The sequence below is a fragment of the Kitasatospora sp. NPDC048298 genome, from assembly GCF_043201465.1.
GTDB lineage: Bacteria > Actinomycetota > Actinomycetes > Streptomycetales > Streptomycetaceae > Kitasatospora.
This window is the reverse complement of sequence record NZ_JBICYZ010000112.1, coordinates 1-21,540: the sequence shown is the minus strand read 5'-3', so window position 1 is coordinate 21,540 and position 21,540 is coordinate 1. Positions and strand designations below refer to the sequence as shown.

At 72.5% G+C, this 21,540-nt stretch carries 23 protein-coding genes and 1 pseudogene; 13 read left to right on the top strand and 11 right to left on the bottom strand.

Going from position 1 to position 21,540, the window contains the following annotated elements; genetic code table 11:
- Positions 1 to 197 precede the first annotated feature (197 nt).
- Positions 198 to 779 carry an HD family hydrolase gene (locus ACGF0D_RS42210; protein ID WP_392925604.1) on the bottom strand — a complete coding sequence of 194 codons (582 nt, stop codon included), beginning with the start codon at positions 777 to 779 and terminating at the stop codon, positions 198 to 200.
- 13 nt (positions 780 to 792) lie between these two features.
- Positions 793 to 1,173: a hypothetical protein gene (locus ACGF0D_RS42205; protein WP_392925602.1), complete on the bottom strand. Its 381-nt coding sequence runs from the start codon at positions 1,171 to 1,173 to the stop codon at positions 793 to 795.
- On the opposite strand from ACGF0D_RS42205, the gene ACGF0D_RS42200 reads away from it, so the two are divergent.
- The 8 genes and pseudogenes from ACGF0D_RS42200 to ACGF0D_RS42165 all read left to right on the top strand — a co-directional run bounded on the left by ACGF0D_RS42200 (position 1,160) and on the right by ACGF0D_RS42165 (position 7,175).
- The gene (locus ACGF0D_RS42200; RefSeq protein WP_392925601.1) at positions 1,160 to 1,324 is read left to right on the top strand and encodes a hypothetical protein; all 165 of its coding nucleotides are present in this window, start codon (positions 1,160 to 1,162) and stop codon (positions 1,322 to 1,324) included. The genes ACGF0D_RS42205 and ACGF0D_RS42200 overlap by 14 nt on opposite strands.
- Before the next feature lie 558 nt (positions 1,325 to 1,882).
- Positions 1,883 to 2,392 carry a hypothetical protein gene (locus tag ACGF0D_RS42195; RefSeq protein WP_392925599.1) on the top strand — a complete coding sequence of 170 codons (510 nt, stop codon included), beginning with the start codon at positions 1,883 to 1,885 and terminating at the stop codon, positions 2,390 to 2,392.
- A gap of 21 nt (positions 2,393 to 2,413) precedes the next feature.
- A pseudogene (locus ACGF0D_RS42190) lies at positions 2,414 to 3,032 on the top strand (IS256 family transposase); the annotation flags it as partial.
- A gap of 134 nt (positions 3,033 to 3,166) precedes the next feature.
- Positions 3,167 to 4,150, top strand: a complete 984-nt coding sequence (locus tag ACGF0D_RS42185; RefSeq protein ID WP_392925597.1) for a GNAT family N-acetyltransferase — start codon at positions 3,167 to 3,169, stop codon at positions 4,148 to 4,150.
- Between the two features lie 207 nt (positions 4,151 to 4,357).
- Complete coding sequence (locus tag ACGF0D_RS42180; protein WP_392925595.1) at positions 4,358 to 4,909, top strand: DUF6879 family protein; 552 nt, start codon at positions 4,358 to 4,360, stop codon at positions 4,907 to 4,909.
- Positions 4,910 to 5,108: 199 nt separating this feature from the next.
- Positions 5,109 to 5,273 (top strand): hypothetical protein, encoded by a 165-nt coding sequence (locus ACGF0D_RS42175; protein WP_392925594.1) that lies wholly within the window; start codon positions 5,109 to 5,111, stop codon positions 5,271 to 5,273.
- On the top strand, positions 5,270 to 6,442 hold the full coding sequence (locus ACGF0D_RS42170; RefSeq protein ID WP_392925592.1) for a methyltransferase domain-containing protein: 1,173 nt from the start codon (positions 5,270 to 5,272) through the stop codon (positions 6,440 to 6,442). Before ACGF0D_RS42175 ends, ACGF0D_RS42170 begins: the two co-directional genes overlap by 4 nt.
- 235 nt (positions 6,443 to 6,677) lie before the next feature.
- Positions 6,678 to 7,175 (top strand): hypothetical protein, encoded by a 498-nt coding sequence (locus ACGF0D_RS42165; RefSeq protein ID WP_392883367.1) that lies wholly within the window; start codon positions 6,678 to 6,680, stop codon positions 7,173 to 7,175.
- Positions 7,176 to 7,268: 93 nt separating this feature from the next.
- Here the strand turns inward: ACGF0D_RS42165 and ACGF0D_RS42160 are convergent, their stop codons facing one another.
- From ACGF0D_RS42160 to ACGF0D_RS42145, 4 genes are all read right to left on the bottom strand, one after another.
- Positions 7,269 to 7,799, bottom strand: a complete 531-nt coding sequence (locus ACGF0D_RS42160) for a hypothetical protein (protein WP_392925590.1) — start codon at positions 7,797 to 7,799, stop codon at positions 7,269 to 7,271.
- Between the two features lie 484 nt (positions 7,800 to 8,283).
- Positions 8,284 to 8,637, bottom strand: a complete 354-nt coding sequence (locus ACGF0D_RS42155) for a winged helix-turn-helix domain-containing protein (RefSeq protein WP_392925588.1) — start codon at positions 8,635 to 8,637, stop codon at positions 8,284 to 8,286.
- Positions 8,634 to 9,296 (bottom strand): hypothetical protein, encoded by a 663-nt coding sequence (locus ACGF0D_RS42150; protein ID WP_392925586.1) that lies wholly within the window; start codon positions 9,294 to 9,296, stop codon positions 8,634 to 8,636. Before ACGF0D_RS42150 ends, ACGF0D_RS42155 begins: the two co-directional genes overlap by 4 nt.
- A gap of 147 nt (positions 9,297 to 9,443) precedes the next feature.
- Complete coding sequence (locus ACGF0D_RS42145) at positions 9,444 to 10,424, bottom strand: ArsR/SmtB family transcription factor (protein WP_392925584.1); 981 nt, start codon at positions 10,422 to 10,424, stop codon at positions 9,444 to 9,446.
- Positions 10,425 to 10,539: 115 nt separating this feature from the next.
- On the opposite strand from ACGF0D_RS42145, the gene ACGF0D_RS42140 reads away from it, so the two are divergent.
- Entirely contained in the window at positions 10,540 to 11,154 is a 615-nt protein-coding gene (locus tag ACGF0D_RS42140; protein WP_392925582.1) for a ricin-type beta-trefoil lectin domain protein, read from the top strand.
- 84 nt (positions 11,155 to 11,238) lie between these two features.
- Positions 11,239 to 11,868 (top strand): RICIN domain-containing protein, encoded by a 630-nt coding sequence (locus tag ACGF0D_RS42135; protein ID WP_392925580.1) that lies wholly within the window; start codon positions 11,239 to 11,241, stop codon positions 11,866 to 11,868.
- 153 nt (positions 11,869 to 12,021) lie between these two features.
- On the opposite strand, the gene ACGF0D_RS42130 is transcribed toward ACGF0D_RS42135, so the two are convergent.
- Positions 12,022 to 13,122: an alpha/beta fold hydrolase gene (locus ACGF0D_RS42130; RefSeq protein ID WP_392925578.1), complete on the bottom strand. Its 1,101-nt coding sequence runs from the start codon at positions 13,120 to 13,122 to the stop codon at positions 12,022 to 12,024.
- A 263-nt stretch (positions 13,123 to 13,385) separates the two neighbouring features.
- On the opposite strand from ACGF0D_RS42130, the gene ACGF0D_RS42125 reads away from it, so the two are divergent.
- A complete protein-coding gene (locus ACGF0D_RS42125; RefSeq protein ID WP_392925576.1) occupies positions 13,386 to 13,763 on the top strand; it encodes a recombinase family protein in 378 nt (125 codons plus the stop codon).
- A gap of 209 nt (positions 13,764 to 13,972) precedes the next feature.
- Positions 13,973 to 16,861: an ATP-binding protein gene (locus ACGF0D_RS42120; RefSeq protein ID WP_392925574.1), complete on the top strand. Its 2,889-nt coding sequence runs from the start codon at positions 13,973 to 13,975 to the stop codon at positions 16,859 to 16,861.
- Positions 16,862 to 16,929: 68 nt separating this feature from the next.
- Here the strand turns inward: ACGF0D_RS42120 and ACGF0D_RS42115 are convergent, their stop codons facing one another.
- From ACGF0D_RS42115 to ACGF0D_RS42105, 3 genes are all read right to left on the bottom strand, one after another.
- On the bottom strand, positions 16,930 to 17,100 hold the full coding sequence (locus ACGF0D_RS42115; RefSeq protein WP_392883381.1) for a hypothetical protein: 171 nt from the start codon (positions 17,098 to 17,100) through the stop codon (positions 16,930 to 16,932).
- Positions 17,101 to 17,393: 293 nt separating this feature from the next.
- The gene (locus ACGF0D_RS42110) at positions 17,394 to 18,491 is read right to left on the bottom strand and encodes a chemotaxis protein (protein ID WP_392925572.1); all 1,098 of its coding nucleotides are present in this window, start codon (positions 18,489 to 18,491) and stop codon (positions 17,394 to 17,396) included.
- A 224-nt stretch (positions 18,492 to 18,715) separates the two neighbouring features.
- Complete coding sequence (locus tag ACGF0D_RS42105; RefSeq protein WP_392925570.1) at positions 18,716 to 19,306, bottom strand: lytic polysaccharide monooxygenase; 591 nt, start codon at positions 19,304 to 19,306, stop codon at positions 18,716 to 18,718.
- A 308-nt stretch (positions 19,307 to 19,614) separates the two neighbouring features.
- Here ACGF0D_RS42105 and ACGF0D_RS42100 point away from each other — a divergent pair, with 308 nt between their 5' ends.
- Positions 19,615 to 20,082, top strand: a complete 468-nt coding sequence (locus ACGF0D_RS42100) for a MarR family winged helix-turn-helix transcriptional regulator (protein WP_392883384.1) — start codon at positions 19,615 to 19,617, stop codon at positions 20,080 to 20,082.
- 478 nt (positions 20,083 to 20,560) lie between these two features.
- Here the strand turns inward: ACGF0D_RS42100 and ACGF0D_RS42095 are convergent.
- A partial coding sequence (locus tag ACGF0D_RS42095) for an ISAzo13 family transposase (RefSeq protein WP_392925568.1) occupies positions 20,561 to 21,540 on the bottom strand: 980 nt, incomplete at its 5' end.

Sequence of the window (21,540 nt, the reverse complement as noted above, 5' to 3'; positions counted from 1 at the left end):
GACCGCCACCCCACCCGCATCCACACACTCTGCACCCAACACGCCATCGCAGCAGCGGCCTGACCCAGATCAAATACTTCGCCAGCAGAGTCGCCTGCCCGACTTCCTGCGCAACCGCCTCGTCTCCACCGCCCCTCGCGCATGCTTGCGCGAGGGGCCGACGGCTCCCCCAAGGCGCTCGACCGGCGTCCGGCAGCTCAGCTCGGCTGCTCACCGAGGGCAGTGCGGAGCCAGTCGAGCGAGTCGGTCGCCAGAAGGGTGTCCGCGAGCGCGTTGGCGGTCTTCGTGGTCAGCCGCCCACGACTGTTGTCGATCCACCGCTGGGCGTTCGCGTAGCCCTGAGCCCGGTACTCGATGCCCTGGATCAGGCACTCCAGCTTGTCGGCGTCCCGTGCGCAGATCGCTTCCGGCGACTCCTTCGCCTCGTACTCGGCGATGAGCTCCTGCACGGCCGACGCCAGAACCTCGGGCATGCCGGCGACCTGGTCGGCCGTCACCGCCTCCGGGTCGGCGCCGCTCGCGTACTTCTTTCCCAGGTGGTTGACGTCTCCCGTACGCGTCTCCGCGATGTCGTGCCAGGTGGCGAGGAACGCCGCCTGCGCGGGGTCGGCGCCTTCGAGCTTGGCGATGAGCGAGGCGAGGAGCGAGGTCCGCCAGGAGTGTTCGGCCACCGACTCGGGGTCGCGGACGCCGGCCATCCACCAGCCCGTGCGCTTGGTCTGCTTGAGTGTCCCGGCTTCGAACAGGAAGCGCGCCACCGAGGACAGGTCGTCGGGCACCGTCGGACTCCCCTCACGCCTCAGCGAGGCGGATTGCGTAACGGATGTTCTCGAGTTCGCGCCGCCCGCGCGACGAGAGCTCAGCGCTATCCAACATCATGGGGAGCCGGTCTCGTAGGGCGCTTGCCGCCGTTCCGGAGCGCAGCAGGTTCGGCCGGATCTGGAGCAGCGACCACACACTGTGGATGTTCAGGTCGAGGTAGCCATGACGGGGGTCGATGCCATCGGCGAGGTGGGCGAACAGCTTGTGTCCGGGCCAGGAGCCCGATGCCTGGGATGCGATGAAGTCGTCGGAGAGTTCGAGCGGGATCTCGCCGATCCAGTACGCCCAGTAGTTGAGGTTCGCGGCTGCGCCGACGTCGTCGGCAAGGGCGGTCTCGATGAAGTGGGACATGCGGTCCGGGTCGCCGTGGCGAGCCGAGACCATCGCGCCGGACTACGCCGCCGCGCAGCGACTCGTCCACGGCATCGAGGGCGACGGCGTGATCCCGATGGTGTCGGCCCGCCCGGCGAAGAAGCCGGCGGGCAAGCACCGTAAGCCCTGACCGTTGGCCCGGCGCCTGGCCCTGGCAGGGGCCAGGCGCCTTCGCGTCATGCGGGGGCCTGACCACTCCGCCCCGCCGAGTTGTTGCTCGGCGGGGCGGAGTCGTGTGCGGTGGATCGTGCCCGGCTTCGACCGGTTCGGGCTCACCGTCACGCCCGACGGGCAGACGGTGTGGCTGGACAGCTCGGACAATCCCGTGCCGGCGCCTCACTGATCGGAGTGGGAAGTCGGCCGGGCCGACTTCCCGCGCAGACGCCTCACCGAGCCGCGCCGACACCGTTGCCCCTCGCGCCGGCCCCGGCGCGAGGCTCCACTCTTCGTCGCCCGGCGGGCCCTTGCGCTCCGCAAGGGCCCGCCGGCAGAGAGACCCACGCCGACGTGCCCGTATGGCTGCCCAGCTCCGCCGAGGGCGGCCGTGGCATGCATCTGGTCAGCGAACACGCCCACCGTCGGGGCACTCGCCCCACCCGCATGCACGGCTTTCGCCGCCCGGCGGCGCCCGACCCCACCGCGTGATATCCGCTGGCCTGCGGTCGGCGACGCGCGGCAGTATGCCGCCATGGCGACGAACGGAGCCCCCGGAACGGCGGGCGAGGCGGTGCGGGAATTGCGGGAGCTCGCCCACTGGTGGATCGACGGCCGGTACGGCGACCCGGATCGTCTGATCCAGGCCGCTCTCCGCGCCCTGATCGTCGGCGTCGACACACCGTCGCTGCCGATCCTCGCCGGGCTCCTGCGCAGCGAGAAGGACCAAGCCCCGGAACTTTTCGGCCAGGTGATGGACGAGCTCGGTTTCGGCTTCCACCCACCCGAGGACTACTGGGAAGGCCGACTGGCGCTCGCCCGCTGGTACGCCGCCGAGATCGTCGGCGGATGGCTCGACCCCGTCGAGGGCGCCGAACTCGTCATCGAGAACGTCGCCGAGGCCTACGGCGAGTCCGAGGAGTTGGCACCCATGGTCGACGCGGTGAAGGCGCTCCAGAACTACGGCGAGCCGACATTCCCGGACGACATCCCCGCACACCTGACCCGGGCCGCCCACGAACTCCTGGCCCGTATCCCCTCCTGACAGCACGACCGCGCCGACACCGGCCGCGACGCGTCTGCAGAGTCGTGGGCCGACCTGCTGCGCGACTGCCGCCGACGCGGCATACGCGACCCCGAACTCGTCGTCGGCGACGGCGCGATGGGCCTGTGGAAGGCACTGGCCGAAGTGTTCCCCGCCCCGCCACCAGCGGTGCTGGGTCCACAAGGCCCGAAGTGTCACGAACGCCCTGCCGAAGTCCGCACAACCGGGCGCGACGAAGGCCGTGCAGGAGATCTACAACGCCGAGGACCGCACGCACGCGGAGAAGGCCATCGACGCTTTCGCCAAGACCTACGGGACGAAGTGGCCCAAGGCGGTCTCGAAGATCACCGAGGACCGGGAGGAGCTGCTGGCGTTCTACGACTTCCCGGCCGAGCACTGGGTCCACCTGCGGACCACGAACCCCATCGAATCCACGTTCTCCACGGTCAAGCTGCGGACCAAGGTCACCCGCGGGGCCGGCAGCCCGGCCGCGGCCCTGGCGATGGTGTTCAAGCTGGTCGAGTCCGCGCAGGCCCGCTGGCGCGCGATCACCGGAGCCCACCTCGTCGCCCTCGTCCGCTCCGGAGCCGAGTTCAAGAACGGCGTCCTGGTCGAACGGGAGGAGCCCACTGCAGCCTGATCACACGTCAACCGGTTGTCGCCCTCGTCCGCGCCAGGGCCCGCTTCGAACACGGCCAACTCGTTGAACGTCCGCAGACGACCGCGGCATGAACAGGGTGGCGGACATGCCTCGAAGTTCGAGACCATCCGGTCATGTCGGATGACACACCAGGGCAGGACCTTCCGGTCGGCTTCGGGTTCCGGCCGTATCGCGGCGGCGAAGACCACGGCGCCATGGCCGCGGTGCGGCTGGGGTGTGCCGAACATGACGGGGTCGATGCCCATTCGGTTGTGGAAGGGATCCCGACAGCAGCCGAGATCGCCGAAGCCTCCGCCAAGCTGGAGGAGCCGTCCAAGAACCAGAACCTGGTGGTACACGACGGGAGAGTCGTCGGCTACTCGACGATCCGGTGGTGGCAAGAGCAGGACGATACGTGGCTGTACCTGCACCGCGGCTACCTCTTGCCCCAGCATCGCCGCCAGGGCATCGGCTCAGCCATGCTGAGCTGGGCCGAAGAGCGGATCCACCAGCTCGTCGAACAGCATGGAACGAATCGGACGGCAGTGATCGGCGCGAACGCTCTGGTCTCCGAGCAGGACGCCACCGCCCTTCTCCTCGCAGCCGGCTACCGACGCGTCTTCGGCCTGGTCGAGATGGAATTGGGCGATCTGCAGCAGCTGCCCGAGCGGGACAGCGAACTGCCGGCCGGGATACGGACGGGACCGATCGGGGCAAGCCACTACCGTGCAGCCTGGAGGACGGTCGTCGATTCGTATGCGGATGCCGGTTTCACTCAGAAATGGCCGTTCCAGGACTTCGTCGACACCGCCGACTCGGCATGCTGGAGGGCTGCGTGGAACGGGCAGGACATGGTCGGCGTCGCCCTCTGCTCCATCCGCCGCCACGACCACACCGTGGGCGAGATCGAAGAGCTGAGTGTCCGGACGGACCAGCGACGTCTCGGAATCGGCCGGGCCCTGCTGCTGGACGGGCTGCGAAGCCTTCGTGAGCAGGGTGCAACGACCACCCGGCTGTTCACGGGCACGGCGAATCCGCACCGGTCCTACCACCTTTACGAGAGCGTGGGGTTCCGGCGGCAGAACGAGCACGTCCGCTACCGCAAGCCGCTTGCTTGACCGACCGGTCCTTGGGCGGTCCGATCAGTCCACAGGATTTGACACACCGGCCGCCACGTTGGTCCGGGCGCCGCTTCGCAGATGCCTGAACCGCAATGGCTCCTCGCTTCACGGCGCTCTCGCAAGGCTTCATGAGGATTCTGACGGATCCTCATTCTTGTGGTTTACCTGGGCGTCCGAGTGAGACCGACCGCAAGGGGAGTGACTGTGAGCCTGAACCGCGAACGCGTGCTGATCAGCTACGACGAGTTCGAGGAGATGTTCACGACCTTCCAGCACACGGCCTTCCGGCTGGAGACCCGCCGCCGCTACCGCTCGGACGAGGAGTCCGAGACCTACCAGCAGTTCGTCGCCGGTCTGGCCCCCGAATGGGACCTGGACCACCCCTGGTGCCGCTCGCGTCGCGAACAGGCGGCCCTGGGCAAGCGGTTCGAGCGGGTGCGCATCATGGACAACCCGCCCACCATGGGGCAGCGGTACCTGCTCAACAACTCCGAGCGGAACGGTCTGGTCGGCGAGGACATCCGTTACCTCTGGCGTGCCGACGCCGACCGGCTCGGCCTCCCGGCGGAGGATGCCTGGCTGTTCGACTCGCGCTACCTCGCCCTGCTGCACTTCGACGCCGACGACGACATCACCGAGATCGAGGTGATCACCGACCCGGTGAAGGTGGCCCGCGCCTGCCAGGAGCGGGACGCCGCCTGGCACTACGCCACCCCGCACCGCGAGTTCGCCGCTGGGGTACTGTCCGACATGTGAGCACCGACTTCCAGCACCGGCGCGTCTGGGACCCGGTGCCGCAGGGCTCTCGGGGACGTGTGAGGAATCCCCGCGAACCTCACTCCCGGCAGCTCGAATACCCGCGAATCACGCGCCCGCCGTCGATGCGAACACGCCTAACGTGCTCACTGGCACCCGTGAGCAGCACGGGAGTTGACCGACAGCGAAGGGGAAGCGCATGCCGATGTTCGACGGTGGCAAGCACGGTGGCGGCCAGGGCAACGGCCAGGGCGGCGGTCAACAGGACGACTCCAACAGCGGCAACAAGCACGGTGGCGGCGGCAGCGACGAGGGCGGGAACACCTCGGACGGCGCCGGCCCGGCGTCGGGCACTGACGCATGAGCGACCGGCACGAAGTGGAGGCCGGCCGGGCCCGGTTGGCCTCCGCGCTCATCGCGAACGGGTCCCTCGCCCCCGGCTGGCTGGCCTCCTACCACGCCGTTCCACGTCACTGGTTCGTCCCTGACCTGGTCTGGCCGGGCAGGGCGGACGGGGTGCGGCAGGGCGAGTCCGTGCACCGCTTCGCCGATCCGGACGGGTGGTTGAAGGCCGTCTACTCCGATGCGCCGCTCACCACGCAGTGGGACGACGGCGAGCACAGCGGGGACGGCCGTGGCACCGTGCCCACCTCGTCCAACTCCATGCCGACCATGGTGTTCTCCATGCTCGCCGCGCTGGGCGTGGCGGACGGGGACCGGGTGCTGGAGATCGGTACCGGCACCGGGTGGAACGCCGCTCTCCTCTCCCGTCGTGTCGGGGCCGGGAACGTCGTCTCGGTCGAGGTGGACGAGGACAGCGCGGCCGCCGCGCTGTTTCGGCTCGCACGCGCCGGGTACGAGCCCCGGCTCGTGGTGGGCGACGGGTCGAAGGGCTTCGCCGGCGGCCCGCCGTTCGACCGGGTGATCGCCACCTGTTCGGTCCGCCGGATTCCGTACGCCTGGATCGAGCAGTCCCGGCCCGGCGCCGTGCTCGTCGCCCCGTGGGCGCCCGAGTACGGCGGGGAGGCCGTCGTCCGGCTCACGGTCGGCGCCGACGGCACGGCGAGCGGCCGGTTCGTCGGGTCGTCCGCCTTCATGCGGCTGCGCCGGCAGCGGACCGTACGGCCGGGCAGTCTGGAGTACCTGTCCGGGCCGTGGCCGGCCGACGGGACGAAGTCGTCGACGCCCCTCTCCCCCGACGAGATCGGCGGGTGGCCGGCCATGTTCGCCATCGGCGTGCAGGTGCCCGACGCGTTCCCGCTGACCGAGCGGTACGCCGACGGCACGTACACCCTGTGGATCCACGACACCGCCGTCACGTCCTGGGCCACCACCGACTGGGAGCCCGACCGGAGCGCCTACGAGGTGGTGCAGTCCGGCCCCCGCAGGCTCTGGGACGAAGTGGAGGCGGCCTGGCGCTGGTGGCGCCGCCGGGGGCGCCCCGGCTTCGACCGGTTCGGGCTCACCGTCACGCCCGACGGGCAGACGGTGTGGCTGGACAGCCCGGACAATCCCGTGCCGGCGCCGCACTGAGCGGAGTGGGAAGTCGGCCGGACCGACTTCCCACTCCGCACCAAGCGCCCTACCGCCTTGGCCGAACGCCCCGGGGGCGACGCCGCCCGACGCCGATGCCGGAGGTGCATCGCCTCCGAACCGGTGGTTCCATAAAGTGGGAGCACCCTTCTGGAGGTGACGGTATATGCCAGCACCGGTTCTGCAAGCATATGGCCCTGTCAACTGGGCAATGGCTCAGGGAAATAGCCCCCTCATGCCCGGCCAGTACCACACGTGGCTGAGCCCCGACTTGCCGGGGAACGCAGTCGTGTTCGCGGTATCCGCGCACCCGGCCAGGGAGTCGAGCGTGCAGTCCATGAGAGTGGACTATCTCGCCACGCAGTACTTGAGCAGCGGTACGGCCGGCGCAAGTTACGCGCTCCTCAACAACGGCCCCTGGGGGATCACGGCCTACCATGCCTGGCTCAGCGGGGTCAATCTCGACCCGTCATCCGGGTCGCCCGAAGATCTCGGACGGCGGGCTTTCGCCATTCACGACACCGCGGGAATCATCTCCGAAATCGTCACCGCCCCGATCGGTCTGGCCGTGGAAAAGCAGACAGCGCTGGGATTCTCCATGACGGAGATCGAGCTCCCGCCGGACGTCACTGCCGCGGACCTCGAAAGCTCGGAGGCCGCGACGGAGTTCGCCGCCGGATTTCTCGTGCAGGTATCCACGACGAAGCTGAGGGCTGCCGTCGTGGAGCGGTAGCGGGCCGTCGTGGGGCGGCAGCGGGCCGGGCCGCCGGTGGCGGTGAGGTGACGGGCAACCCGGGCGTCACCCCGCCGTCCTGCACGATCGGAATCAGCGCACGAGGCGATAGAAGGGGACACCGTTCGTCGAGTCGGAAAAGACCCAGATAGCGGGTATGTCGTCCTCTGTGTAGCCGCCTGCTACGGCGGCATCGTGTTCATCGACCGACGTCGTGTAGAAGTAGTCCTCGGGGTTCGGGCGGAGCGCGGACAGCAGCTGAACCGTGCCAGGAACTTGCTGGCCGTAAACCCAGCCGGCAGAAGGCTCGTCCTGCCAGCCTGATTTGGTCAGATCGAGCGCCTTGGCGGCGTCCGTGGTGTAGACGTGCGCCTGGCTCTCCGGGTGGTAGAGGCGAAGCAGCTCCACGACCCCGCGGAGCTCGGGCGGCAGCACTACCACCGGCCTCTGGCCGTAGATCCAGCATGCGATCCCTTCCAGGGAGTACCCGTGGCTGTTGATCGCAGTGGTCGCCTCAGCTGCTGACGTGGTGTAGAAATGCGGCACTTCGATCGACCTCTCCGAATTCCAAGGGATAATGCGGCATATTCTTGGTGCGGCCTGTTCTCCTTTCGAGTCGCGCATACATCTCTCCTCAATGTTCCGCCCAAGCCGCCACCCGTGCACCTCGCGCGCAGGATCACGGAACCCGGGGCATGGTCCCGATGACGTCGGCCCGGCCGGCGAAGAAGCCGGCGAAGAAGCCGGCGAAGAAGCCGGCGGAGGAGCCGGCGGCCGAGCGCCGCGAGTCCTGACGGTTGGTCTGGTGCCCGGCCCCGGCCCCGGCAGGGGCCGGGCACCGGCACGGTCGGCCGGGCGCTCGCGCTTGACGTAGAACTCTTCCGTCCTGCCGTCGGGCATCTCGTAGTCGACGCGGTGTCCACGGCCCGGCCGAACTTGCCGAACACGGTGGTGCGTTCGAGCTCGTGCCACGACGCGGCGGTGGTGTCGGTCACGGCCGGGACTGTACGGCTCGCCCCGTCGCGAGCGAGCCACGGCAGGGCAGCTCGGTGGGCAGATCGGTGGGTGGAAGGCCCACCGCCACGGCTCCGGATGGAGCCGATCGGGCTCAGCCCGGGGCGGGGGCGGCCGCGGGGCCGGGGCCGACGCCTCTGCCCGTTCCTTCGAGCTGCTGGATCAGGGCCTTGAGTGCCGCGATCTCCTCGCTCAGGGCCTTCTTGCCCGCCTTGGTGAGCTGGATCCAGGTGCGGGCCCGCTTGCCTTCGTAGCCCTTGTCGATCGTGACCAGGCCCGCCTTCTCCAGGACCGCGAGGTGCTGGGAGAGGTTCCCGGCGGTGAGCCCGAGCGTGCTGCGGAGGAACGTGAACTCCACCTGCCGGGCCTCCTTGGTCACCGCGAGGATGCCCAGGCGGACGCGCTGGTGCACGACGTCGTCGAGGCCGTTGGTGGGGTGTTCGTTCATGTGGCCGACCGCCCCTTGCGCCCCTGCAGCAGGGCGAGGCCGACGCCGCCGAGCAGCAGCACTCCCCCCTCCAGCAGGATGCGCGGGAGGCCGCCCCACGGCGAGGGGTCGGGAAGGTCGCCGGCGCTGATCATGGAGCCAAGGTACCCGCAGGCGATGGCGAGGAGCAGCCAGCTGCGCTCGATCCGGGCGAGCAGCAGCAGCGCCAGGCCGATCGTGCCGGCGGGGCTCACCACCGGGTTGGTGAGGATCGGTGCGAAGGGTGACGGCCCGCGGAGTTCGGCGAGGAACCCCGGGTCGAGGGCCGTCCACAGCACGTAGCCGGTGATGAGCACGACCAGGGTGATGCCCAGCGCCAGGTACGGTCCGACCCGGGTGCCCAGGCCGAGCCTGGTGGAGCGCCGCACGTAGAACCAGCTGATCGCGGCGTAGGCGAGCAGTAGCGCCACCGGCCAGTACCACATGGCCGGCGGCAGGCCGCCGTTGTGGTCGCCTTGGCCGTAGCGGACCACCGGTGCGGCGCCGAGGCGCACCGCGGCGAAGACGAGGAGGGCGAACCAGGCGCCGCGCTGCTCGCGGTGGATGTGCCGGGTCAGGGCCTGCTTCATCGTCAGGAGGTCGCGGGGGTTGTTCGAGGAGGGTGCGGAGTGAGTCGTCACGCCCACTAGGTTTGCATGACAAACCGATTGCGTCCAGAGACCTGTTGCCGATCCAGCGAAAGTGGGCGCGTCGAAGAAGCCCTCCGGACCGGTGTCATGACGCTTCGTCAAGGTGAGTGGCCGTGGCCGTCCAGGATGGGACGTCTTCTACGTGGCTCCCCCGAGCCGCTGGTAGAGCACGTGCCGGGAGCGTCGGGTGCGGGTGACGAGGCCGGCGCGGTGGAGGATCTGCAGGTGGTAGGAGGCGGTGGCCGGGCTCAGGTAGAGCCGCTGGGCGAGTTCCGTCGTGGAGCGCGGCTGGCTCAGTTCGGCCAGGAGTCTGCGCCGCATCGCGCCGATCAGCGGGTGGTCCTGCGCGGGCGGTAGGCAGTCCGCCTGCGCGGCGGGGTAGACGATCAGCGGGGTGCGCGGGGCGGGCGCGCCGGGTGGCTCTCCGGCGCAGAACAGGGCCCAGTCGACGAAGACGCTGGGCGTCAGGATCACCGCGTCCGCGTCCAGCGTCAGCTGGTGGATGCTGTCCGTACGCATGTGCACGAGCAGTTCGCCGTCGCGCCACTCCAGGTTCGGGGCAAGCCGGTTGAGGGCCTCGGCGAGCCCGGACCGGGCGATCTCGGAGGCCCGGGCGGTGACGTCGGCCTCCAGGCGGGCCCGGATCGCCGGCCACGAGGGGGCCAGTGCCGCGTGCCAGAACCGGGCCATCTCGTCGGCGAGGCGGTGCGCGAAGTGGTCCTCGCCGCGGTCGAGGGCCCGCAGGAGCTGCCGTGGCGGCGGGTGGCCGGAGCCGGGGTCCCAGGCGTGGCCGTTGACGGCCCCGGCCAGCTCGTAGCGGATCCGTTCCTGCGGGGTCGTCGCGATCTGGTGCAGCGCCGTGTCGATGTCGGTCAGGAAGGCCGGGGGCTCCGGCCGGATGAAGTCCGGGGCGTACCCGAGGGGGCCGCCCCCGCCGACGACGGCGAGCAGCCCGAGCCGGTGGCGGGACAGCGCGTCCGTGGCCCTGGTCCGCCACTGCGGGGTCAGGGTGCCGGGGCTGAAGCCGACGAGGCGGAGCAGGTCCTTGGCCGCGCCCACCGGTGAGACCGCGAACCTGACGCCTCCCAGCCCCCGGGCCCCCAGGCGGATCCGGATCACAGACGCTCCCCCTTCGCCAGCCCCTTCGAAAACCATCGAATCATTCGACCGGTCGATCGGCGTGGCGTTTGCTGGATTCACCGAACCGCCCAGCCCTGAGAGGAATCCGGGACCCGTGATCGCTCACAAGAAGCTGGCCGCCGTCGTGGCCGCCGCGGCGGCCCTCGTCGTCGGCGCCACCGGCGCGGCGTCCGCCCAGGCCGCGCAGTCCGCCCAGACTGCCCAGACCGCCGGCCAGGCCGGTCACGTGGCCTGGAGCCAGGGCCAGACGCCCGGCACCCAGGCGGGCGCCCTCACCGCGGGCCTCTACGTCCGGATCTACAGCCTGTACCAGGGGACCCCGGGCCAGTGCCTGGACGCCGACGCCACCGCCGGCGGCAACGGCACCCGGGTCCAGGTGTGGGGGTGCAACGGCACCACCCAGCAGGAGTGGTACCTGTCCACCGACGGCAGCCTGCAGAACGTGCGGTTCCCGGGCATGTGCCTGGACGCCGACACCAACGGCGGCGGCGCCAACGGCACCCGGGTGCAGCTGTGGCAGTGCAACGGCACCACCCAGCAGAAGTGGTACCACCCCTCCGGGGACCTGGCCATCTACAACTACCGCTACAACAACGGCAACAACACCGTGCTGGACCGCGACATCAACGTGGCCGGCGACGGCGCCCGCACCCAGCTGTGGGGCAAGAACTTCCAGTCCCAGCAGTGGTGGGACATCCGCACCGCGTGACGCCTCCGGCGCGGACGGCCGGTGACCACGCCGTCCGCGCCGACACCCGGTGACCATGACGTCTCGACACGGAGGGAACACCCCATGGGAATCGCCCACCACGGCACGGCGGCACGCACCCGGACGAGGCTCGGCACGGCGGCCGTCGGGCTCGCCGCCGCGCTCGCGTTCGCCGCAGGAATGACGCCGGCCTCGGCGTCGGCGTCGGCGTCGAGCGTGACGCCGAACGCGGCGCCGAGCGTGGCGCAGCAGGGCAGCGGAACCTCCTCCCCCTCGGTCAGGGACGGGGAGATCGTGGAGCTCTGGAACCTCAACAGCCAGCACTGCCTGTCGGTCGGGGCCGGGAGCACGGCGGGCGGGGCCGGGATCATCCAGTGGTCCTGCTACGGCGGCGCCGAGCAGTACTGGGGCCTCTACCCGATGCCGAACTCCGGCGGCGGCTACGAGATCGTCAACAAGAACAGCGGCAAGTGCCTGGCGGATCCGGCGAGTTCGACGAACGCCGGGGTCCAGCTGATCCAGTACGGCTGCGACAAGGGGCCGGAGCAGACCTGGTACTTCGGCTCGAACCCGGACACGGGCTTCGCGCAGATCAGGAACCGGGCGAGCAACCTGTGCGCCGCGGTGGGCGGTTCGAGCACGACGCCGGGCGCCCCGGTCATCCAGTGGCCGTGCACGGGCGGTTCCGAGCAGCGGTGGACGACCTCCGCGTGACCGCCGGGCGCGTGACCGCCGACGCGTGACCGCCGGTCGGCCGGCCGTCGGCGCCCGGTGACCGAGTCTCGCGGCTTCTCCCCCACGGACCCCCACGAAGCCGCGAGACTCCTCCCCGCACCGCCCCCGCGCCGCCCCGCACCGCCGCCGGTGTCAGAGGCGGTCGGCGTCCAGGACGGCCCGGACGAAGGCCTCCGGGGCCTCCTGGGGAACGTTGTGGCCGACCTCGGGCAGGGCACGGTGGAGGTACGGCCCGGTGAAGAAGTCGCGGTAGGTGGAGCCGTCGCCGGGCGCCGTGAAGGGGTCGCGGCCGGGGTCGAGGGTGACGGTGGGCACGGCGATCTTCGGGCGGGCGGCGAGCCTGCGCTCCAGTCGGTCGTAGCGGCGCTCGCCGTCGGCCAGGCCGAGGCGCCAGCGGTAGTTGTGGATGACGATCGCCGCGTAGTCCGGGTTGTCGAAGGCGGCGGCGGTCCGGTCGAAGAGCGCGTCGTCGAAGGCCCAGGTCGGTGAGACCTGCTGCCACACCAGGCGGCACAGCTCGCGGCGCTTGTCCCGGTTCTCCATGGCCGTGCGCCCGCGCTCGGTGGCGAAGTAGAACTGGTACCACCAGGTGTGCTCGGCGACGGGGGCCAGCGGCTGCTTCTGCATCTCGACGTCGGTGACGAGGTACCCGCTGACCGAGACCAGGGCCTTGACCCGCTCCGGCCACAGCGCGGCGATGATGTCGGCGGTGCGCGAGCCCCAGTCGAAGCCGGCCAGCACGGCCCGCCTGATGCCCAGCGCGTCCATCAGGGCGAGCACGTCCAGGGCGACGGCGGACTGCTGGGCGTTGCGCATCGTGCGGTCCGACAGGAACCGGGTGCTGCCGTGGCCGCGCAGGTACGGGACGATCACGCGGTAGCCCTGGGCGGCGAGCAGCGGGGCGACGTCGACGTAGCTGTGGATGTCGTACGGCCAGCCGTGCAGGCAGATGACGGCGGGGCCGTCGGCCGGTCCGTCCTCGGCGTAGCCGACGTCGAGGAGGCCGGCGCGGATCTGGGCCAGGCGGGCGAAGCCGGTCCGGGTCGCGGGGGCGGGGGCGGGGGCGCCGACGGGGGCGGCGTCCGGTGCAGGGGGGGCACCGGCGGGAGCACCGGCCGGCGCGGGGGTACCGGCCGGTGCGGCCCCGGCGGTCTGGGGCAGGGCGGCCAGGGACAGCGCGGTGGTGCCCGCGCCGATTCCGACGGCCCTGGTGAAGGTGCGCCTGTCGATCATGCCGGTTCCTCCGTCGTACGAATGTGTCGCTCGGGCCGATGGGTTGACGCCGGGTCAACGTCCCGGACCGCCACCGCGTGCCACCAGTGGCGCCCGGGGCCTGCGGGGCCTGCGGGGCCCGTGGGGCGCGCCGCAGCCTGCCCGGCGCTCGCACGATTGGGTGGCGACCGCTATTGATTGCGCACCATTCACCGGGGCCTGCTGGAGTGGACGGGCTCCCCCAGGCCCGTCGCACTCCTCACCGAACAGGTCAGGTGAACGACATGCTCGACCACTCTGCCCGCCCGTCCCGCCCCGCGCTGTACCTGCGCTGCTACCCCGCCGACGCGGCGGGCCTGGAGTACCAGCGTGCCGCGTTGGAGCGCCTGGCCCGCCAGCGCGGTCTGCCGGTGCCCGCCGCGTTCCTGGACGACGGGGTGCGCTCCGGCGAGCGGTGCCCCGCCCTGGAGCGGCTGCTGGAGCGGGCCGGGCAGGGCTGGGTGAACGTGGTGCTGGTGCCCGGCCCGTTCGTCTTCGCACTCGACGACCGCAGTGCCCGGGCCACGGTGCGCCGGCTGGAGGCGCTGGGCTGCACGGTGCTCGACCTGCCCGGCCGGGGCGCCCTGCCGCACCGGCGGCCCGTCCCCGCCTGTACGGCGTGAACGCACCGCATACACGCACCACCTGCACACATCTCCTGAACGCGCCACCCGCCCACACCGAGTGAACGCACCACCCGCACACCCCCGCACCGCCCGTACCGTGACGGCGCCCCGGCGGCCACCACCGGGAACCGTCACGGCATGATGGGCCCCATGGCCTTCGCAACCCTCCTCGGCGAGCGCCGCGCACCCGGACCGACCGGACGGCCGTGAGCCGGCCCGTCGAGCCGGGATCGCCCGGCGCCGGATTCGCGTTCGTCGGGCGCCGCCCCGAACTGGAGCGCCTCACCCAGGCGATGCTCCACCCGCCCGCCGTCGTCCTGGTCGAGGGCGAGGCCGGTCTCGGCAAGTCCCGGCTCGTGGCCGAGGCCGCCGCCGACGCCGCCGCGGCGGGCCGCCGGGTGCTGACCGGCTTCTGCCACCCGCTGCGCGAGCCGCTGGCCTTCGGCCCGGTGGTGGACGCGCTGCGCGGCGTCGGCCCGTTCCTGCCGCCCGCCGACCGCATCCCGGCCAGTGCCGGGGCGCTGCGCCCGCTGCTGCCCGACCTCGCCGACCGGCTGCCGCCGCTGCCCGCGGCCGCCGGTGACGGGACGCCGGGGCTGCGGCTGCTCGTGCAGGCCGTACGGGCGCTGCTGGGCGCGCTGGGCGAGACGGTGCTGGTCGTCGAGGACCTGCACTGGGTGGACGACGCCACCCGGGAGCTGCTCCTGCTGCTGGCGCGGGACGTGCCGGCGGGGCTGGCCCTGGTGCTCACCTACCGGGCCGAGGACCTGCCGCCGGACACCCCCGCGCTCGGCGCCGCCTACCGGCGTCCGGCCGGGGTGGGCGGCGCGCTGGTGCGCCTGGCCCCGCTCGCCGAGGCCGAGGTCGACGAGCTGGCCCGGGCCGCGCTCGGCCCGCGCGCGACGCCGGCGCTCGCCCGGGTGCTGTTCGACCGCAGCGAGGGCCTGCCGCTGGTCGCCGAGGAGGACCTGATCACGCTGGGCGAGCGGCGCGGCGCCGGGGCGCTGACCAACGCCGCGGACCTGGCCGCCGACCTGGAGCAGTCCGAGGTGCCGCGCGGCCTGCACGACGCCGTCACCGAGCGGCTCGCGGCACTGTCCCCGGACGCCGCCGCGATCGCCTCCGCGGCCGCGGTGCTCGGCGTGCCGGCCGGGGAGGACCTGCTGGCCGCGGTGGCCGGCCTGGAGGCGCAGGCCGCGGCGGACGGCCTGACCGAGGCGCTGCGGGCGGCGCTGCTCCACGAGCGTCCGCTGGCCCACTACGGCTTCCGGCACGTGCTGGCGCAGCAGGTGGCGTACCGCCGGCTGCCCGGGCCGCGGCGCACCGCGCTGCACCGGCGGGCGGTGGCGGCGCTGGGCGCGCGCGAGCCGAGGCCGCTGGTGCAGATCGCCCACCACACCCTGGCGCTCGGCGACCGGGCGGCCTGGCAGGAGGTGGCCGAGGCGGCGGCCGGTCAGGCGGTCGCGCTCGGGGACAGCGGCAGCGCGGGGGCGCTGCTGCGCCGGCTGCTGGACGAGCCCGACCTCGATCCGCACCGGCGCGGGCGGGCGGCGCTGGCGCTGGCGCGGATCGCCGCCGACGGCGTGGACTCGGTGGCCAGTGCGGCGGTGCTGACGGCGATCATCGCCGACCCTCGGCTGCCGGTGCCCGACCGGGGCGAGATCCGCCTCTCGCTGGGCTTCCTGATGGCCGTGCACGGCGGGGACCGGGCCGGTTTCGACCGGATGGAGGAGTCCCTGGAGGAGCTGGAGGAGCGTCCGGGCCGGGCGGCCAGGGCGATGGTGGCGCTGGCCATGAACGAGCGCGACGGCGCCGGGGAGCGCGCCTGGCAGTGGCTGGAGCGGGCCGAGCGGACGCTGGCCGCGCACCCGGACGAGGAGGTCGCGGCGGCCGTGCGGGCGACCCGGCTGACGTTCCTGGCGCGCGAGGGCGACCCGTCGGTGTGGGAGCGGCTGGAGGAGCTGCCGCGCAGTTCGCGGCGGCCGGAGATCGTCCGGCAGACCACCCGCGCGCTGTACAACGCGGGTGAGATCGCCGTCGAGCTGGGCCACGACCGGCGGGCGGCGCGGCTGTTGGAGGAGAGCCGGCGGCTGGCCCGGCAGGCGGCGATCCCCTATCTGGAGTGCTACAGCCGGATCGCGCTGGTGCGGCTGGACGGCCTGGCCGGGCAGTGGGAGGGGCTGGAGGAGCGGCTGGCCGCGCTGGGCACGGAGTTCCCCGACCTCGCGATGGCCGGGGTCGAGCAGGCGCTGCTGCTGGGCCGGCTGGCGGCGGCGCGCGGCCGGCTCGCGGTGGCGCACGCCCACTTCGCGCAGGCGGGCCCGTACGGGGAGCGGGAGTCGCAGGTGACCGGGGCGCTGCGGGCGGCGGCGGGGCTGGCGGCGCTGCAGCTGGCGGAGGGGGACGTGGCGCGGGCGGCGGCGACGCTGGAGCCGGCGCTGGCGGCGCTGCGGCTGGCCGGGGCGTGGCCGCGGGCGGCGGAGTTGCTGCCGGTGGCGGTGGAGGTGCTGCTGGCAGACGGCGACCGGGCGGGGGCCGAGGAGTTGGCCGGGCAGGCGGGGGCGCGGCTGGAGGGGCGGGACGCGCCGGCCGCGCTGGCGGCGCTGGCCTTCGCCCGTGGTCTGCTGCTGGCGGACGGGGATCCGGCGGGCGCGGGCGCGCAGTTCGTCCGCTCGGGCGGGCTCTGGCAGGAGATCGGGCGCCCGTACGAGGCGGCGCGGGCCGGGGAGCGGGCGGCGACCGTGGCGGCGGGGGTCGACCGGGCGGCGGCCGGCGAGCGGATCGCCGCGGCGGAGCGGGCGTACCTGGCGCTGGGGGCGGCCTCGGACGCGGCCCGCTGCCAGCGGCTGCGGCGGGAGCTGGGCCTGGGCCGGGCGGTCTCGCCGGGGCGGCGCGGCTACGGCGAGCGGCTGTCGCCGCGTGAGCGGCAGGTGGCGGCGCTGGCCGCGCAGGGGGCGGCGAACCAGGACATCGCGCGGGCGCTGTTCCTGTCGACCCGTACGGTCGAGCACCATGTGGCCGGTGCGCTGCGCAAGCTCGGGGTGGGGCGGGCGGGGCTGGGTGAGGCACTGGCGGCCGAGGACGACGCCGGCTGACGCCACCCGACGCCGCCCGGAAAAGGGGTCCCGCCCCGCTCCCTCAAGGGGGCGGGACCCGGTCCGGGTCAGCCGTGCTGGTGGTGCCCGGAGCGCTCGACCAGCCGGGAGAGCCGGGCCAGTCGGGCCAGGCCCGGGCGGCGCAGGCCGCTGCTGCGGCGGGCGGGCAGGACCAGGCCGGGGTCGGGGGCGGTGAAGTGCTCGTCGGCGTAGAGGCGAAGGCGCTCGCGGCGGGTCATGGCGACCTCCTGGGGGGTGAGGGTCGTCGGCTGGGGCGGGCTCCAGGAAACCGGCCGGGCCGGGGTGGGATCAATGCGTACCGCTACCCAATCCGGCCGCGAATCCTGGGTACCGCTCCCCCGCTGCGTACCGCGGCCCCGTAGCGCCCAAGGACGGTACGGGGCCGCGAAGGGGTCTGGGTCAGGCGTCCAGGGCGCGGGCCTCGGTGCCGTGGACGCGCCGCAGCCGCCCACCGGGGAGGGGGCGGCTGCGGCGCGGGCGGGTTGAGGGCGGGTCAGCGGGGCCGGCGGGGTCAGTAGCGCAGGACGGCGGCGATCCGGCCGGAGTCGGCGAGGGTGTCCTCGGGGACGAAGCCGACCTGGCCGCCGGTGTCCAGGGTGCGCTCGATCACCTCGTCGACGATGTCCTCGCGGGCCCCTTCCTGGTCGGCCTCGGCGGGCACGAGGTGCTCGCCGTCGTCGCGCACGGTGGCGCGGTAGTTCTCCTCGACCACCAGGCGGGCGATCCGGCCCTCGCCGACGGTCTGCCAGACCTCGTCCAGGCCGGCCGCGAACTGCTGGGCGCCGCGGGCCTTGTCGAGCTGGGCGAGGCTCTCGTCGACCTCCCGCCGGGCCTGGGCGCGCACGGCGGGCTCGACGACCTTGCGGACGGTCTCGGCGTCGGCCTGGGCCAGGCCGCCGTGCGGGAGCTGCGCGGTGGACTCCTTGGCGATCGGGCCGACGGCGTCCAGCAGGGCGAGCGCGGCGGCCTCGCCGACCACGTACAGCGGGCGGGGGGCGGCGGCCAGCAGCTTGCCGACCTCGGTGTCGGCCTGGCGCAGGAAGGTCTTGGTCGCCTCGTCGCGGAAGGTGCTGGGGGTGTCGCCGATCTGTTCCTGCCGTTCGGGGTCGGGGTTGTCGAAGACGCGCACCAGCGGGAAGCCGTTGCCCTTGTCCTCGGTGACCCGCTCCTCGGTGCCGCCCCACAGCACCACCTTGTCGGCGGCGACCGCGAGCACCCAGAACGGGCGCTCGGCGGCGTGCGCGGCGACCAGGTTGCGGGTGAGGTAGGTGTCGGACAGGACCACCCGGGCGGGGGCGGTGCGACCGAGTGACCAGACCTGGTGCTCGCCGGGCGCGGCGAAGAGCGCCAGGCCGTCCTCGGCGTGCACCAGGTCGACCTCGGCGAGGGCCCGGTCGAGCTGCTCCAGCACGTCGATCCGCTCGGCGCGGGAGACCTTCGGGTCGGCCTGGACGCGCTCCTTCGCCTCGGCCAGCAGGTTGCGCAGCCGGACCGGGTCCTGGGCGTTGTCCGGCTCCCGGCGGTGCGTGGGCATCAGGATCGACACCGCCGGGTAGGGCCGCGGCCGGCGCAGCTCGGCGAGGACGGCGGGGCTGAGGTCGGGGCGCATGGAGACCCTTTCCGAAGGCGGTCGGCCTTCTTTCGTGGACGCGCGAAGCCTGGGCACTGGGCGCTGGGCACTGCTGCCAAATGTCGTCAATGTACCCATTTACGGCTTCTGTGGCGCGCGCACGACCGGGGCCGGGCGCCCCGGGGTCTGCGACTGCAAACGGCGGCCCGCCGGCGCGACGGTCGGGGTCGGGCGGCGCCGGCGGGACGCGGCGGTCGGGGCCGTCAGAACTGGACGTCGGTGCAGGAGTAGAAGGCGTTGGCGGTGTCGGCGATCTCCCAGACGGCGACGATCACCTGGTGGCCGGTGCGGCCGGTGGGCAGGGTCGCGGTGTGGGTGGTGGTGGCGGCGGGCTGGCGGCCGTTGTAGGGGACGGTCAGGAACGGGGTCAGGTCCAGGGCGGAGCGGGTGATCGGCCGGCTCGCGTCGTAGCCGGGCTTGGTCAGGTAGTACTTGAAGTTCGTGGTGGAGTGCCGGGCCTCGATCTCCCAGGTGAAGGTGAGCTGCTGGCCCGCCGTCACCTTGGTGGTCGGCCAGGCGCCGCCCCGGGGGTTGTCCAGCGGGGCCCAGCGGGCGTCGCCGCCGGCGCAGATGGTGCCGTCCGCCGGGCCGCGGCTCGGGAAGCCCTTGGGGCCCTCGACGCTCTGCGGCTCCCACTGGATGTCGCCGCAGTCCCACGGGACCGCGTTGGCGCCGCAGAGCGCGGAACGGCTCGGCGGCAGGTTGATGAAGCCGTGCGACTGGGCCGGCAGGGCCGCCGCGATCGGCAGGGCGATCGCGGCCGCGGCGGCGGCGATCAGGTGGCGCTTGCGCATGGTGCTCCTCCGTGGGGGTGGATGGAGTGTGCGCCCGGCGCGGGGCGTGCGCGTGCGCGTGGGGGTGCGCACGGCGGCCTGCCCGAAACATGGCATGCCCGCGCCAGACCGGTTGCCCGACACCGTAGGAGCTGCCTTCCCTTCGCGTCAATGGTCTGAACCATTTGTGGCAGCAGTGGTCTGAACCACTTTCAGGAGTCGCGCCTCAGGGGTCGGCAGTAGTTGCACAAGCGCATTACACGCTCTAGCCGATATTTCGCTCCATGGCTTATCCTGGACGGAGCCACACGTGGAAGGAGGCCGGGCCCATGACCGCCACGGACCCCGCGCTCACCGCCCTTGCCAGCGGCTGGAACGCCCTGTCCCTCCTGCACAGCCGGATCGAGTCCCACATCGAACGCGCACTGCAGGCCCGGCACGACCTGAGCGTGCGCGAGTACTCGCTGCTCGACGTGCTCAGCCGCCAGCACGACGGCGAGGGCGGGCACCTGCAGATGAAGCAGGTCGCCGACGCGGTCGTGCTCAGCCAGAGCGCCACCACCCGCCTGGTCACCCGACTGGAGGACCGCGGCCTGCTGGCGCGCTACCTGTGCCCGACCGACCGCCGCGGCATCTACACCAACGTGAGCGAGGACGGGCTGAAGCTCCTGGAGCAGGCCCGCCCGACCAACGACGCCGCCCTGCGCGAGGCGCTCGACGAGGCCGCCCGCAACCCCGAGCTGACCTCGCTGGTCAGGGCGGTCGAGGCCGTGGACGCCGCCTCGCCGGCCCGTTAGAGCCTCCGCCGACAGCACCGCTCCCCCGGGCCCGGCCCGTCCCGAACCGCACACCCGCGACTCCGGACGGGCCGGCTTCGCCCTGCTCCGACACCGCATCCTCCTCGCCCGAATCACAGACGGTTACCACCGATTACGAGACAGAGCCTGATTTTTCTCCCCATCCCGGGCACCGATCCGGACCGGGCTGGCTTCACCATCGCCCTGGCCGCCGCCCGAGACCAACTCGTCCTGGCAGCAGGCGTCATCGCCGACGCCGCCATCGACCTGGTCGGGACCATCGGCCGCCACGTACTGGCTCAACTCCTGCCCCAGCGGCGGGTCCGCACCAAGGACCGCATCGTCAAGCGAGCGATCTCCAAGTACAACGCACGCGGACCCGCCATCGACCGAGCCACCTACAAGGCCACCATCAGCATCAACATGCTCACACCCGACCCTTGACACGGACCGGCCCGCCCAAAGGGCTTGCCGGAAATCAACTCGCCGTCTTGATCTCTGATGGTGGTGTGATGCCGTGACGGGCGGCGAGGTTGGTGAGGTCGTTCAGGGTGGCCAGTCGGGTGTCGGTGGGTTCGATGGTGTAGCCGGCCTCGGCGAGGAGGCGTCGGGTCTGGCTGATGGCCCGGTTCAAGCTCTGCGGAACCATCCCGAAGAGCGGGGCGATCGTCACCTGCGGGAGCCCGTGACGCTCGTAGAGGAGGGTGGCCAGAAGCCGGTCGACGAGGGTGAGGCCAGGGCGCCGACCGGTGTAGAGGCCGGTCGCAGGCACCTTCTGCCGGTCGCCGCCGCGTCGTTGGAGAAGGTCTGCTTCCCGCTGGGCTTCGCGTGCCGTGCTGAGTGTGGCGATCAACTGGTTCCACCGGTCGTCCGGCATGCCGGTCAGGACGGGGTGGACCAACCATGCGCGGCCCGGGCCGGGCAGGTCCTGGGGAGGGATGGGCGGGATGCCGTCCCTGCGGTGTTCCTCGGGGCGGAGGGTGTAGTTCCAGTCCCCGTGCCAGGTATGGCGGCTCAGGGGCAGGGCGGCCATCTGCCCGTCGCTGACACGGACGCCGGTTTCGTAGGCGGCGGTGTCGAGTTCGGCGCGGACCTTCAGCCCGGTGCGGGTGGTCGTGGATGCGATGCTGTTCACGATGACCTCGTGGCTGGTCAGCGGCCTGCCGCGCCAGTTCATGGTGATGTGGGAGAACAGCCGGTGCTCGATCTTGTTCCACTTCGATGTGCCCGGTGGCATGTGGCACACGGTGATCTCCAGGCCGGTCTCCACGGCCAGTGCGGCGAGCTCGAACTTCCAGGTCCGGCTGCGGTAGCCGTTGGAGCCGCCCGCGTCCGCGGTGATCAGCAACCGCCCGGAGGCGGGGTAGGAGTGCCGTCCGCACGCGTTCCACCAGCGGCGGATCGACTCCACGGCGAAGGCCGCGGTGTCGTGGTCGGTGCCGACGTTGACCCAGGCGG